The sequence below is a fragment of the Mesorhizobium sp. M0276 genome (assembly GCF_040321755.1).
Classification (GTDB): domain Bacteria; phylum Pseudomonadota; class Alphaproteobacteria; order Rhizobiales; family Rhizobiaceae; genus Mesorhizobium.
This window is the reverse complement of record NZ_JAMYSC010000001.1, coordinates 90890-103314: the sequence shown is the minus strand read 5'-3', so window position 1 is coordinate 103314 and position 12425 is coordinate 90890. Positions and strand designations below refer to the sequence as shown.

General features: G+C 61.6%; 14 protein-coding genes and 1 tRNA gene. 11 read left to right on the top strand and 4 right to left on the bottom strand.

Annotated features, from left to right (window positions below):
• Positions 1-217 precede the first annotated feature (217 nt).
• From NKJ01_RS00520 to NKJ01_RS00510, 3 genes are all read left to right on the top strand, one after another.
• Positions 218-988: a recombinase family protein gene (locus tag NKJ01_RS00520; protein ID WP_352725164.1), complete on the top strand. Its 771-nt coding sequence runs from the start codon at positions 218-220 to the stop codon at positions 986-988.
• Positions 989-1230: 242 nt separating this feature from the next.
• Positions 1231-1479 (top strand): DUF6959 family protein, encoded by a 249-nt coding sequence (locus NKJ01_RS00515; RefSeq protein WP_502905836.1) that lies wholly within the window; start codon positions 1231-1233, stop codon positions 1477-1479.
• A 56-nt stretch (positions 1480-1535) separates the two neighbouring features.
• Positions 1536-1850 carry a hypothetical protein gene (locus tag NKJ01_RS00510; protein ID WP_352725160.1) on the top strand — a complete coding sequence of 105 codons (315 nt, stop codon included), beginning with the start codon at positions 1536-1538 and terminating at the stop codon, positions 1848-1850.
• A 226-nt stretch (positions 1851-2076) separates the two neighbouring features.
• Here NKJ01_RS00510 and NKJ01_RS00505 read toward each other — a convergent pair whose 3' ends face one another.
• The gene (locus NKJ01_RS00505) at positions 2077-2751 is read right to left on the bottom strand and encodes a peroxiredoxin-like family protein (protein WP_352725158.1); all 675 of its coding nucleotides are present in this window, start codon (positions 2749-2751) and stop codon (positions 2077-2079) included.
• 502 nt (positions 2752-3253) lie between these two features.
• On the opposite strand from NKJ01_RS00505, the gene NKJ01_RS00500 reads away from it, so the two are divergent.
• Both NKJ01_RS00500 and NKJ01_RS00495 read left to right on the top strand, forming a co-directional pair.
• On the top strand, positions 3254-4993 hold the full coding sequence (locus NKJ01_RS00500) for a type I restriction enzyme endonuclease domain-containing protein (protein ID WP_352725156.1): 1740 nt from the start codon (positions 3254-3256) through the stop codon (positions 4991-4993).
• Between the two features lie 42 nt (positions 4994-5035).
• Entirely contained in the window at positions 5036-5494 is a 459-nt protein-coding gene (locus tag NKJ01_RS00495; protein ID WP_352725154.1) for a hypothetical protein, read from the top strand.
• Positions 5495-5635: 141 nt separating this feature from the next.
• On the opposite strand, the gene NKJ01_RS00490 is transcribed toward NKJ01_RS00495, so the two are convergent.
• Positions 5636-5725, bottom strand: a tRNA-Ser gene (locus NKJ01_RS00490).
• Positions 5726-6128: 403 nt separating this feature from the next.
• Between NKJ01_RS00490 and NKJ01_RS00485 the strand changes: the two genes are divergently transcribed.
• From NKJ01_RS00485 to NKJ01_RS00470, 4 genes are all read left to right on the top strand, one after another.
• Positions 6129-6449, top strand: a complete 321-nt coding sequence (locus tag NKJ01_RS00485; RefSeq protein ID WP_352725152.1) for a hypothetical protein — start codon at positions 6129-6131, stop codon at positions 6447-6449.
• Positions 6450-6471: 22 nt separating this feature from the next.
• Positions 6472-7131, top strand: a complete 660-nt coding sequence (gene msrA / locus NKJ01_RS00480) for a peptide-methionine (S)-S-oxide reductase MsrA (protein ID WP_352725150.1) — start codon at positions 6472-6474, stop codon at positions 7129-7131.
• Positions 7132-7343: 212 nt separating this feature from the next.
• Complete coding sequence (locus tag NKJ01_RS00475) at positions 7344-8333, top strand: BMP family lipoprotein (RefSeq protein WP_352599493.1); 990 nt, start codon at positions 7344-7346, stop codon at positions 8331-8333.
• 112 nt (positions 8334-8445) lie between these two features.
• Positions 8446-8907 (top strand): GNAT family N-acetyltransferase, encoded by a 462-nt coding sequence (locus NKJ01_RS00470; RefSeq protein WP_352599491.1) that lies wholly within the window; start codon positions 8446-8448, stop codon positions 8905-8907.
• A 16-nt stretch (positions 8908-8923) separates the two neighbouring features.
• Here the strand turns inward: NKJ01_RS00470 and NKJ01_RS00465 are convergent, their stop codons facing one another.
• Together NKJ01_RS00465 and NKJ01_RS00460 are read right to left on the bottom strand one after the other, a co-directional pair.
• Positions 8924-9307: a hypothetical protein gene (locus NKJ01_RS00465; protein ID WP_352725148.1), complete on the bottom strand. Its 384-nt coding sequence runs from the start codon at positions 9305-9307 to the stop codon at positions 8924-8926.
• 24 nt (positions 9308-9331) lie between these two features.
• Positions 9332-9541: a SlyX family protein gene (locus tag NKJ01_RS00460; RefSeq protein WP_352599487.1), complete on the bottom strand. Its 210-nt coding sequence runs from the start codon at positions 9539-9541 to the stop codon at positions 9332-9334.
• Positions 9542-9756: 215 nt separating this feature from the next.
• On the opposite strand from NKJ01_RS00460, the gene NKJ01_RS00455 reads away from it, so the two are divergent.
• Entirely contained in the window at positions 9757-11289 is a 1533-nt protein-coding gene (locus NKJ01_RS00455) for an ABC transporter ATP-binding protein (RefSeq protein ID WP_352725145.1), read from the top strand.
• The gene (locus NKJ01_RS00450; RefSeq protein WP_352599483.1) at positions 11286-12425 is read left to right on the top strand and encodes an ABC transporter permease; all 1140 of its coding nucleotides are present in this window, start codon (positions 11286-11288) and stop codon (positions 12423-12425) included. The genes NKJ01_RS00455 and NKJ01_RS00450 overlap by 4 nt, the downstream gene beginning before the upstream one ends.

The window sequence follows — 12425 nt, the reverse complement described above, 5'->3', positions numbered from 1 at the left end:
GGACGCCCCCGCAAAGGCACCTCGTGCGGCCTAGAGGCCGCTCGGGGCCGGGCGGAGTTCCTACCTCCTGAAGGGCCTTGCGCCGTTCTACGGGCTGCCCTGCAGGGTCAAAGCACCGTCCGCTGAACCCAGTTGCGACCTTTCTTCCGACATTCTGACGACCTTGTAAAGTTTGCACACGAGCGTATACTGTCCTTACATCAGTTTGGGATCGCTCATGAAGCCCGTCATTTCCTACCTTCGCGTGTCGACCAACGGCCAGAGCCGAAGCGGCCTTGGCCTTGAGGCGCAGCGTCAGGCCATCGCCCGTTTTGCCGAAACCGAAGGGTTCGACATCATCGCCGAGTTCCTAGAAGTCGAAACCGGCAAGGGTGCGGACGCCCTGTCGCGTCGTCCGCAGCTTGCCAAGGCGCTTGCTGCCGCGAAAAAGGCAGGGTGTTCAATTGTGGTTGCCAAGTTGGATCGGCTCAGCCGCGACGTTGCCTTCATCGCCGGATTGATGGCAAGGCGCGTGGCGTTCGTGGTCGCCGAGCTTGGCCCGAACGTCGATCCCTTCGTGTTGCATCTTTTCGCGGCTGTCGCCGAGCGTGAGAGAGCTATGATCTCTGAACGCACGCGTGCGGCGCTTGCCGCTGCTAAAGAGCGTGGTGTCCAACTTGGCGGCCCGAAGCTTGCCGAAGCGCAGCAAAAATCAAGGGAGGTTCGAATGACACAGGCCGATGCCTTCGCAGCCAACATCCTCCCGATCATCCGCGACATCCAAGCGAGCGGGGTCAAATCCCTGAGACAAATCGCGGTGGCACTCAATGCGCGTGGCATCGCCACGGCGCGCGGCGGAACGTGGACCGCGGTTCAGGTGACGGACATCATCAATCGCGATGGTCGCTTGAAGTCCAATCCGCGCCAGCCGGTCGCTGCGGAGCCGCAAGATGAAGCGGCAAAAGATGCAGGGCCCGCATCACGGACACCGCTCGGCTCCCGCTGGTAGCAGGACGGCCCGGACGACCGCACCCGCCCCTCCGGGTTCATCGGAAGGCCGGGGGCCGGAGTGGCTTGTGGGGCCCCTATGGCGCGCCCGACCGACCCCTCGTTCACAGTTCGGGACCTCCTCATGGCCGACCGCTCGCCCCAAAACCCAAATCACTCTGAACGACCGAGTTCGACCCATTGCGGACCATCTAACTTCGGGGCATCCTGAGGCTAGAAACTGGGAAAGCTGCCTTGGACGATGTGAAGCTGCTCACTGCGTCAACCAACTATGCGGTCGTACAACTTCCGCAGCGTCGCTTCCCAGGCGTGGTGTTTCAAGGCGACAGCTTACATATCCTTATTCGAGACCTCGGTAGAGTAGCAAACGAGATCGATCCATTTGAGAAGGCGGAAGCGTTGGCGGATGTCATTGAAGAGCTTCGCGTTATTCAGAGGCATTATGAAGCCGTTCTAAAGCGCGAGGGCATAGAGCGCCCCTACCAAGATTAAACGACCGCTTTCCACCCGTTGCGGACATATAGAGAGCGTCGCATAAGCTATTGACCATGCGCACACTCGCTGAACGGCTAATAGGCAAACATCTGAAAGGCATCGACGCTTCCGAACCTGGACATGGCGTTGGCGTGCTTTTCACGGATGGCTCTGCCTTCACCGTGTACAGCAGCGTTGCTGTTTTGATTTCCTCGCTGGCAAATGCGTCGCGCGTCGAAGTGGTGAATGTCAGCGAGCGACAGGTTGAATTGCATTTATCCAGCCACGGCTGCATCACGATTTCGACTGACTGGGACAAACACGACGTGGTCGAGGCGTATGTCTTCCGGGATGTAGACGGAACCCTGATCGTCGAAAATGGAAGTTAGAAGCCGAACGCTTTCCACCCATATCGGCCATCTGCAGCCAGCTGACAGAGTTTTAAACGCTAGAGCGCCAGCGTGAGAGACTGCCGCCGCCGGAGCGACCGGATGCTGGTCGGCACCCTCCGAGTTCATCGGCAGGCGGGGTGTGGTGGCGATTGTGGGTCCCTATCAGGCGAAGGCCGCCAACTTCGCGTAATCCTGCGCCTAGCTCCACTACCGGAGCTGCTCCTTACCTTCCGATTTGCGACGCTGCCGACATTAGCTCCTGAGTGTTCGGGGCGCCGAATAGGCCGCCATCGAGTACCTCGTTGGAAGTCCAGCGAACGACGCCATCGCGGTCCAGCAAGAACTGGCCGACGAGCTGCCCAATGCCGGTGGCCATCATCTGTTGATCCGCTTCCGTGATATCGTAGCTGTCCTTCTTGTTCAGATATTCGAGCGCCGCAAACGGGTCCATCGGCTCCGGGATCTCGCCCGGCAAGTCGACCCGCATCGACTTCACATCGCTCATCGAAACCTTTTGCGGCCATGCGCTCTCGTCATCTGTGATCTGCATATTCGGCAATCCAAAGGCGCGGTGTGAAGTCCGCTCCGGATCGGATGCCGCGAGCAGGCCGAGCATCGGATGGTACCGCAGATAGAGGCGCGCCCGGTCGATGGGCGTGTTGACCACTGTCAGGCTTTCGATGCCCTTCTCGTTGAGGGCTGGGGTGAGCAGCGAAATCGTCGCGATATGACGCCTGCAAAAAGGACAATGGAGACCTCGATACAGCCCAACCAGCACTGGTTTCTCGCCTCGGAAATCGTCGATGGCGATCTTGCCCTCGCGGGTAATCGCGTCGAGCACGACATTGGGCGCCGTTTCGCCAGGTTGCAGCGGGCCTATGTTGAGACGTTCTGACATGCTGATCCCTCCTCGCGGGTCAATCCAACGGATGTGCGGGCGGGTGGCTTGAGCCCATGTGCGGCACATACGTCCTTGGGCATGCTGAAATGGCGGTCGGCCTTAGGACGGCGTCGAGGTCGAGCGTCGATAATCCATTTATAACACACACGGAGAGGGTGGACGCTAGTTCTTACGGAGGGCAACGCTTTTACACTAGATGGCGCCCCACGAACGCTGGACCTTCTCGCGCAGACGATCCCACAGCCAACTGCTGGTCCTCGTCACTCCATAGCTCATTTGCAACCGGATGTGAGTTAATCTCCGCTGGGTCGGCTGACCAACCCCCGGGCTTCATCGGCAGCCAGGGGGTGGGGGTGGGTTGTGGGACCCCACATTGGATTGCTCCTTCTGGGTTCGAACAGTCCACTGACCCCATTGTCAGCAGACAGCATCCGACCATCTCTGCGCCCTTCCACGGTGGTGCTATGGTCCAGCATGATCGGTAGCGAGGAGGATATCCATGCCCACGATCTCTCGCCGTAGTCTTCTTGCGCTGACCGGCGCGGCGGTTGCCGTCGACCCGATGTCCGCTGCTGACGAAAGCTCCTCGCCGAAGCTGCAGGCACTGATCGCGGCACATGAGGCGGCCTATGCTGCGTTCCACCGTGTTGTTTATCGAGCGGGGAGCAGCAGGGATGACCGCGAGCGGGCCGACGGGGTCGAGCAGGAGGCGCTGCTGGCCCTCTGCTCCTATCGTGCAATCAGCCAAGGAGACTGCCGGGCCAAGGCGATGGCGGTCTGCATGAGCCGGCGCATCTGCGTCGATCTGTACAAGCAGATCATCAAGCTGCAGCCCGACTGGCACTCCGATGATGACGACAAGGGCGCGGTCAAGATCGTCATGACCGGCTCGGCATCCGACCCGCTCGACTGGCAGCAGCACATCGGCAACAAGAAGCGCCGAGACGATCTCGCCAAGCGGGCGCGCAACCCCGACGATCCGCTCAAGCTGGTGATCGTGCGCGACATGTGGCTGACCGGCTTCGACGCGCCGTGCATGCACACCATCTACATCGACAAGCCGATGCGCGGCCACGGCCTGATGCAGGCCATCGCCCGCGTCAACCGGGTGTTCAAGGACAAGCCGGGCGGCCTGATCGTCGACTATATCGGCATCGCCCAGAACCTGAAGAACGCGCTCGGCCAATACACCAAATCCGATCAGGAAAAGACCGGTATCGACGAGGAGCAAGCGGTCGCCGTCCTGATGGAGAAGTACGAGGTGGTGCGCGGCATGTTCCATGGCCACGATTACAGCCTCGGCATCAGTGGTGAGCCCCAGCAGCGTCTCGTCGCGCTTGCCGATGCCATCGACTGGATACTGAAATGGCAGGAGCAGCAAGCCGCCAAGGTCGGCGGCGCGGACGAGAAGAAGAAGGCCCACCGCCGCTTTTCCGACGCGGTGCTTGAACTCAGTAAAGCCTATGCGCTCGCATCGGCCAGCGACAAGGCACGCGCCATTCGTGACGAAGTCGGCTTCTTTCAGGCGGTGCGGGCGGCGTTGGTCAAGACCACGGCCACCGGCAAGATGTCGGACCGGGCCAAGAGCTTCGCCGTCGAGCAATTGCTGAACCAAGCCGTCGCCAATGCGGAGATCGTGGACATATTGAAGGCGGCGGGCATTCAGTCGCCAGACATCTCGATCCTGTCGGACGAGTTTTTGGCCGACATCCAGAAGCTGGAGAAGAAGAACCTTGCGCTGGAGGCGTTGAAGAAGCTGCTCAACGGCGAGATCAAGAGCCGGACGCGGTCCAACGTGGTGGAGGCAAGATCGTTTTCGCAGCGACTGGAAGAGGCGGTCTCCCGCTATCATGCCAGTGCCATCTCGACGGTCGAGATGATCCAGGAACTGATCGCTCTGGCGAAGGACATCAAGGCGTCAGCCGCACGTGGCGAGGAGCAAGGCCTGTCGCCCGAGGAGGTGGCCTTCTATGACGCCCTGGCCGAGAACGAGAGCGCTGTCGAGGCGATGGGCAGCGAGCAATTGCGCGTCATCGCTCATGAGCTTGTCGAGCAGATGCGAGGGTCAGCGACCGTCGACTGGCAGCACAAGAGCAGCGCCCGCGCTCGCATGCGCGTGTTGGTCAAGCGCATTTTGAAGAAATACGGCTACCCGCCGGACCTCGAACAGGAGGCCGTGCAGACGGTGTTGGCGCAAGCGGAAACGCTCCTGCGTGAAGTAATGGTTCCGGCGAAGTAGCGTTGGTCGGATGAGACAACCCGAAGGGGAACGAAGCAGCCAATGGATGATGTTCAAAGGCGAAGGCTAGAGCGCATTGCATGGAACCACGCCGCCGCCGCAACCCGCGACGATGAAGAAAGATGGCCATTTCTGTTTCAGACTGAGGGGGCAGTCGGCTATCTCTTCTGCCCATTTCCTGAGGTTGAGGCGTTCGACGGCGATCTTGAGGGATTAAATCTCGCGTGGAAGCCGGAGCGCGTTGCGCAGATCGATGACGGCGGAGACCTGACCTCTGTGGAATTTGCAGAATGGCAGCGTGCCTATTGTGACCAACAAGTGGTAGCTGGTGCGGATAGCGTGTGGCCAGTCTGGATCGTGCCGATCAGGCTGGAAGGCCAGACCGCCGGTTACGCCACGTTTCTGTCCCAGCACGACGATCCCACGCTGGGTGGCGTGTACGAGACTGTCGAACAGGCGGAAGCCGCGCTATCTGGACAGGGCGCATTCAAGCGGAGCTAACCGCCCCAGGGTGGCGGCAGGGTTCACTACGGAACGGCTCACACACGCATCAATCATGCGCTGAAGGTGCAAGGAAAGGTGCAAGGAAATTCGGCCGCAACGCAGAAAATATAACGAAATCAACATGTTATATAAAGTAGATGGCGGAGAGAGCGGGATTCGAACCCGCGTTACGGTTTCCCGTAAACACACTTTCCAGGCGTGCGCCTTCAACCACTCGGCCACCTCTCCGTCCATGCATGTCACGCCGGCCGGTTTCGCCGCGCGGGTTGGGGAGATGCACCTCCCTTGGGGCGGAGGCGTTGAATTCCTCGCCAGCGTCGCCAACCAGCGAACGCCCTTCCCCTGCACCTGAGCCGTCGAAGCAACAGGCGCGGGGCTCATCTAGTCGATCCGGCGCCGAATGCCAAGCCATAACGACAGTCTATTCGCTTTGCCGGCCACACGGCGTTTCGCGAGGCCGCCAGCGCGGCGCAAACGCAAGCCGGCGGCTTAGGGCGACGGGAGAAAGCGTGGACTTCAAATTCGCGTAGGACGATTGCGAAGTGGGCAGGCCCATTCTATCTCTCGTTTCGAAACGTGCCGGAAGGCCCTCGGGAGGAGCTTGAGGACTGGCCCGGGAGGAAGGTCGCTGATGTTTCGCTTCATCTTTCGTCTTGCCGCCATGGTCGCCCTGTCGATTTCCGTCATCATGGCGGTGCTCGACGCGACGCGTACCGTGGCGGCCTCAGCGCTGGTGCTGACGCCGCTCAACACCAGTTGGCTGGCGGTCTCGCCGGACACTCGGGCCGAATTCGAAACCTTCGTGCGAACCAAGGCCGGCCCTCTGCTGTGGGATGGCGCCGTCGCTTGGGTGCTCAACCAGCCGGGCTTTGCCGTGTTCGCGGCGCTGGCCTTCCTGCTCTATGCGATCGGCTACAGGCGGCAACCGCGCGGACGGTTCCCCGCGAACTGATTTACTCTGAGGAAAGCCGCGCATGTTCTTTCTCAGCGACATGCTGAACAAGAAGCTCAAGCTGCCGAAGCCGACCGAGGCGTTGCCGGGCCGCGCCAGGGCGATCCCGACCGCACGACGGCACCAAGTCTCGAAAAGACCGCTCAAGGGTCCTTATCCCGAGGGGCTGGAGACGGCGATGTTCGGGCTCGGCTGCTTCTGGGGTGCGGAGCGGCTGTTCTGGCAGATCGAAGGCGTCTGGGTCACGGCGGTCGGCTATGCCGGCGGCATCACGCCCAATCCGACCTACCAGGAAACTTGCACCGGCCTCACCGGCCATGCCGAAGTGGTGCTGGTCGTCCATGATCCCAGGATCGTCTCCTATGCCGCGCTCCTGAAGCTGTTCTGGGAAAGCCACGACCCGACACAGGGCATGCGCCAGGGCAATGATGTCGGCACCACTTACCGCTCCGCTATCTACGCGATCGGCGATGCGCAATTGCAGGCGGCGAGCGCCTCACGCGATGCCTATGAGGCTTCGCTGCGCGGCGCCGGCCACGGCGGGATCACCACCGAGATCGCGCCGGCGACCGAATTCTACTTCGCCGAAGCCGATCACCAGCAATATCTGGCGAAGAACCCTTACGGCGCCTGCAACTTGAAAGGCACGGGCGTCGCTTACGGCATTCCGGCCGCCGCCTGAGGTCTTTGGCGCAAAGATCAAGCTGCTGCGCGGCTGGCCTTCGCCATGCTTTTCCAAAAGGTCAAAATTCCGCGTGAATTTTGTTTCGGGCCGTGCCAGATTGCCGCCGAGCGGGAGGGGAATACACTCCTGGCTGATGCCGTATGCCTGCCGGAGAACCGGGCCGGCATGCGGCGCATAACGGAAAAAATAACCGACAGGGTGTGGATCACATGAAACGTATCGTTCTCGGCCTCCTGGCCGCAACCGCAATGGTTCTTCCGGCTTTCGCCGCGGATGTCCAGCCGGCCATCCTCTATGATCTCGGCGGCAAATTCGACAAATCCTTCAACGAAGCTGCCTTCCACGGCGCCGAAAAGTTCAAGACCGAAACCGGCACGGCCTATGTCGAGTTCGAGGTTTCCAACGCCTCGCAGCGCGAGCAGGCGCTGCGCCGCTTCGCCGAGGACGGCCGCAACCCGATCGTCATGGCCGGCTTTGCCTGGGAGGACGCGCTGAAGAAGGTCGCGGCCGAATATCCTGACCTCAACTTCGCCATCATCGACGACGCCGTCGATCTGCCCAATGTCCGCTCGCTGGTATTCAAGGAGAATGAAGGCTCCTATCTGGTCGGCATCCTGGCGGGGATGGCTTCGAAGTCGAAGAAGGTCAGCTTCATCGGCGGCATGGACATCCCGCTGATCCGCAAGTTCGAATGCGGCTATGTCGGCGGCGCCAAGGCGGCCGGCGCGACGGACGTCATCCAGAACATGACCGGTGACACGCCGGCCGCCTGGAACGACCCGGCCAAAGGCGGCGAGATCGCCAAGACGCAGATCGACCAGGGCTCCGACGTGGTCTACGCCGCGGCCGGCGGCACCGGCGTCGGCGTGCTGCAGGCGGCGGCCGATGCCGGCAAGCTTGGCATCGGCGTCGATTCCAACCAGAACGGCCTGCAGCCCGGCAAAGTGCTGACCTCGATGATGAAGCGCGTCGACGTTGCCGTCTACAACGCCTTCATGGACGGCAAGAACGGCACCTTCAAGGGCGGCCTGCAAAACCTCGGCCTCAAGGAAGGCGGCGTCGACTACGCCATGGACGACAACAACAAGGCGCTGGTGACCGACGAGATGAAGGCGGCCGTCGAAAAGGCCAAAGCCGACATCATCTCCGGCAAGATCCAGGTGCACGACTACACCACCGACAACGCCTGCCCCTATTGAGCTGCATCCTGCCATGATCTGCAAACCGCCGGGCGCAAGCCTGGCGGTTTGTCTTTTACCGGATCGAGCGAAATAGCCACCGCTCCGCCACGGATGCCATTTCGAGACAACGATGCAGCCGATAATCGAACCCATGGCCGAGCGCGATGTCGAAACGATCGCGCGACTGCGCCTCGCCACCTTTTTCGAGGGGACCGCAAGGACTTTCGAAGAGGATGCGGCAGGCCTTCGCGAACTGCTCGCCGGTGACGGCTTCGAGGCGGCATTCGTGGCCCGGATCGGCGATGTAGCGGTTGGCTCGTGCCTGCTGGTCCGCCACGAACTGGAACCGGCGCATGATCTGACACCATGGCTGGCAGGATTGGCTGTCGATGGTGGCCACAGAAACAGGGGAACCGGCGTTGCGCTGGTCAGGGCGACTGAAGCCCATGCAGTTGGGCAGGGTGTCGAGACGCTCTATCTCTACACATGGGAAGCACGTGATTTCTACGCAGCCCTTGGCTGGAACATGATTGAGGTTTTTGGGCAGGACAACGAAACGATGGCTCTGATGTCGTGCCGGCCGCGAGCGTGATCCCGAAAATAAACCCCTAGAACTTGCCCGCCAGATACCCCAGCGCAAAAGCCACGATCAGGCCGACAGCCACGGCAAATCCGCGCCGGCCGCCAAACGCGTGCAAGCCGATGCCGTGCGGCCGCTGCGACAGGCTTTGGATCACGGCTGGCGACCCGGCATCGATGAGCCCAGAGCTGCGCATCTGCGGCAGGTCGCCGATGCGCTGCGTGATCTGCTTCCAGCGCTCGTCAGGTTCGGCATGGTCGAAGACATGCATGCGTTCGGCAAGCTGCACGACCGCGTCGCGGAAGGCCGGGTCGATTTCCAAATCGCGCTCGGCTCGTTCGCGTTCGGCGTCGTTCATCAGGCCGAGAACATAGTCGCCGGCCCGCGCGATGCGGTCGCTTTCACTTGCCACGGCATGCACCCTCCCCCTCTTTCCTCACCAGTGCGGCGGCTTGGTTACAGGCACTTCGTCTCCTGCCTGCTCCTCCAGCGCCAGGAACCGTTCGGTCAGCGCATCGAGCTTGCGCTGCATGCGCTCGATCACCTTCCACTGCTCGGCAATCTGACCGGACAGTTCCTCGATGGTCTTCTCCTGTTCGGCGGCGCGAATCTCCAGCGTCGTCAGCCGGTCGGCGGGCATGGTCATTCAAAATCCCCAGTCTTGCAGCGTAAAGCCTTTGCGCCGTGACGCGAATTTCGGCTTCGCCATATTAGCGAATGTGAAGGCCCCGGCCACGTTGGAAATTGACAAGCGCACCGGGATTTGTCGAGAGTGGCCCTGCTCCGGCCAATTGGCACGGGCGGAGCGTCATGCTAGGCGTTTTGACCAAGCGATAAAAAAATAAGAGTGGGACAGGCTGCATGGCGCAAGCCGCAATCGAGCTGATCGGCATCAACAAGAGTTTTGGCGCCGTGCGCGCCAACCGGGACATCAATCTGGAGATCGCGCGCGGCACCATCCACGGCATTGTCGGCGAGAACGGCGCGGGCAAGTCGACGCTGATGTCGATCCTCTATGGCTTTTACCAGGCCGATAGCGGCGAGATCCGAGTCGGCGGTCAGCCGACGGCTATCAAGACGCCCAATGACGCCATCGCGCTCGGCATTGGCATGGTGCATCAGCACTTCATGCTGGTCGACAACTTCTCGGTGCTGGAAAACGTCATCCTCGGCGCCGAGAGCGATGCCCTGCTGAAGAAGAGCATCGCCAAGGCGCGATCCGAACTGGAGCGGCTGGAGCGCGAATACGGACTGGAAGTCGATCCCGATGCGATTATCGAGGAACTGCCGGTCGGCCTGCAGCAGCGTGTCGAGATACTGAAGGCGCTTTATCGCGGCGCCGAGATCCTGATCCTCGACGAGCCGACGGGCGTGTTGACACCGGCCGAGGCCGACCATCTTTTCCGCATCCTCAAGCAGCTGAAGAACCAGGGCAAGACGGTGGTGCTGATCACTCACAAACTGCGCGAGATCATGGACATCACCGACACCGTGTCGGTCATGCGCCAGGGCACGATGGTGGCGACGCGCGAGACCGCCAAGACCACCGTCGAGGAACTGGCTGAGCTGATGGTCGGACGGCGCGTGCTCCTGAGGGTCGAAAAGGGCGAGGCGGAAGCCGGCGGCGTCAAGCTGGCGGTCAAGAACCTGACGGTGAAGGACACACGCGGCGTCACCATGGTCGACGACATCTCCTTCGATATCAGGGCCGGCGAGATTGTCGGGATCGCCGGTGTCGCCGGCAACGGACAATCCGAACTGCTCGAGGCGATTTCCGGCATCAGGCGAGCCGTCTCCGGCTCGGTCATGCTCGACGGCAAGCCGATCGACCTGACCGGTGCCGCCGATCCTGGCGAATTGCGTGACCGCGGGCTCGCGCACGTGCCGGAGGATCGCCATCACGTCGGGCTGGTGCTTGCCTTCGAGGAGAATGAGAATTCCATCCTCGGCTATCATGACGACCCGCGCTATTTGAAGGGCCCCTTCCTCAACATCGATGCCATCCGCAACGATGCCAAGGACAAGATCGCCAAATACGATATCCGCCCCACGGACTGCCGGCTCAAGACCGCCAATTTTTCCGGCGGCAACCAGCAGAAGATCGTGCTCGCGCGCGAAATGGAACAGGATCCCGGCGTGCTGATCGTCGGCCAGCCGACGCGCGGCGTCGACGTCGGCGCCATCGAATTCATCCACAAGCGCCTGATCGCCATGCGCGACCAGGGCAAGGCAGTGCTGGTGGTGTCGGTCGAACTGGACGAGATCCGTTCACTCTCCGACCGCATCCTGGTGATGTTTGCCGGCCGCATCGTCGGCGAGCGCGGCCCGGAGGCGACCGAAGGCGAACTCGGCCTGCTGATGGCCGGCGTCGAACACCAGGAGGCTGCAGAGTGAGCACGCCTTACGCCAAGCTGCCGGCTTGGGCCGACTACGGCCTGATCCCGCTGATCAATCTGTTCGTTGCCTTCGTGGTCGCCGGCTTCGTCGTGCTTCTGGTCGGCGAAAACCCGCTGCGCGCCGCCGTCATCCTGGTCGAGGGCGCCTTCGGCAAGGGCACAGGCATTGCCTTCACCCTTTTCTATGCCACCACGTTCATCTTCACCGGGCTTTCGGTGGCCGTGGCGGCACATTGCGGCCTGTTCAACATCGGCACCGAAGGACAGGCCTACATAGCGGGCCTCGGCATTGCTGTCGTCTGCCTCAGCTTCGACACGACGCTGCCATGGTGGTTGACCTTTCCGCTGGCCATCGTCGCGGCAGCAGTCGTGGGCGCTTTGTGGGCACTAATCCCCGCTTATCTGCAGGCCAAGCGCGGTTCACACATCGTCATCACCACCATCATGTTCAACTTCATCGCCGCCTCGATCATGGTTTACCTGCTGGTCGGCCCGTTGAAGCCGGCAGCCTCGCAAGCGCCGCAGACGCGCAACTTCTTCGCCGGTGCGGAATTGCCGAAGCTCAACTGGATCATCGAACTGTTCGGCGCCAAGATCCGTTCGGCGCCGCTCAACATTTCCTTCCTGCTGGCGCTGGTCATGGCCTTCCTGGTCTGGCTGCTGATCTGGCGCACCAAGCTCGGCTATGAGATGCGCACCTATGGCCACAGCCCCAAGGCGGCGCGTTATGCCGGCATTTCCGAAACCCGCATCATCATCACCGCCATGATGATCTCCGGCGCGCTGGCCGGCATGATGGCGCTCAATCCGGTGATGGGCGACCAGCACAATGTAGCCATCGACTTTGTTTCAGGCGCCGGTTTCGTCGGCATCGCGGTGGCGCTGATGGGCCGCCTGCACCCGGTCGGCATCGTGCTGGCGGCGATCCTGTTCGGCATGCTCTACCAGGGCGGCGCCGAACTCGCCTTCGAGATGCCGGCGATCAGCCGTGACATGATCGTCATCATCCAGGGGTTGGTGATCCTGTTTGCCGGCGCTCTCGAGCACATGTTCAGGCCCTACATCCAGGCGCTGTTCGCCTCGTTCAACCCGAGGTCGGTCGGCATGGAAGCGATCAAGGGGAAGGGTGCCTGA

Bases quoted from the DNA above. Each gene is read 5' to 3' on its own strand.
- NKJ01_RS00520 (WP_352725164.1), top strand. From the start codon at position 218: ATGAAGCCCGTCATTTCCTACCTTCGCGTGTCGACCAACGGCCAGAGC.
- NKJ01_RS00510 (WP_352725160.1), top strand. From the start codon at position 1,536: ATGCGCACACTCGCTGAACGGCTAATAGGCAAACATCTGAAAGGCATC.
- NKJ01_RS00505 (WP_352725158.1), bottom strand. From the start codon at position 2,751: ATGTCAGAACGTCTCAACATAGGCCCGCTGCAACCTGGCGAAACGGCG.
- NKJ01_RS00500 (WP_352725156.1), top strand. From the start codon at position 3,254: ATGCCCACGATCTCTCGCCGTAGTCTTCTTGCGCTGACCGGCGCGGCG.
- NKJ01_RS00495 (WP_352725154.1), top strand. From the start codon at position 5,036: ATGGATGATGTTCAAAGGCGAAGGCTAGAGCGCATTGCATGGAACCAC.
- NKJ01_RS00485 (WP_352725152.1), top strand. From the start codon at position 6,129: ATGTTTCGCTTCATCTTTCGTCTTGCCGCCATGGTCGCCCTGTCGATT.
- msrA (WP_352725150.1), top strand. From the start codon at position 6,472: ATGTTCTTTCTCAGCGACATGCTGAACAAGAAGCTCAAGCTGCCGAAG.
- NKJ01_RS00475 (WP_352599493.1), top strand. From the start codon at position 7,344: ATGAAACGTATCGTTCTCGGCCTCCTGGCCGCAACCGCAATGGTTCTT.
- NKJ01_RS00470 (WP_352599491.1), top strand. From the start codon at position 8,446: ATGCAGCCGATAATCGAACCCATGGCCGAGCGCGATGTCGAAACGATC.
- NKJ01_RS00460 (WP_352599487.1), bottom strand. From the start codon at position 9,541: ATGACCATGCCCGCCGACCGGCTGACGACGCTGGAGATTCGCGCCGCC.
- NKJ01_RS00455 (WP_352725145.1), top strand. From the start codon at position 9,757: ATGGCGCAAGCCGCAATCGAGCTGATCGGCATCAACAAGAGTTTTGGC.